The sequence below is a fragment of the Acetobacter sp. DsW_54 genome, from assembly GCF_002153575.1.
In the GTDB taxonomy this organism is placed as follows: Bacteria; Pseudomonadota; Alphaproteobacteria; order Acetobacterales; family Acetobacteraceae; genus Acetobacter; species Acetobacter fabarum.
The window spans coordinates 1-264 of the sequence record NZ_JOPD01000022.1; the positions used below are offsets into that span (position 1 = coordinate 1).

The following is a 264-nucleotide window of genomic DNA, read 5'->3' on the forward strand; positions in this document are numbered from 1 at the left end:
CGATTGTATAAAGTCTTGTGCGGACCATACGCTTTCGGAGCGTCTTTCCACTGAAGCCCGTTGCGGATCACGTAAACGATCCCGCTCAGGACACGACGGTCATCCACGCGGGGCACTCCGTGTGCCAGAGGGAAAAATGGCTCAATCCGCCTCATCTGGCTCTCAGACAGAAAAAACACGTCACTCACAGCCTCACCTCCATCGGTAAGCCTGTGAATCACAACACACAGCTCAATTCAATAAATTAATAGGTCCTGAGCCTAG

At 51.9% G+C, this 264-nt stretch carries 1 protein-coding gene; it reads right to left on the bottom strand.

The genetic code is table 11. The annotated features are described in order from the left end of the window. Positions 1-188 (bottom strand): transposase (locus HK20_RS09670; protein WP_143296489.1); only part of this gene is annotated, 188 nt, incomplete at its 3' end. Positions 189-264: the final 76 nt, after the last annotated feature.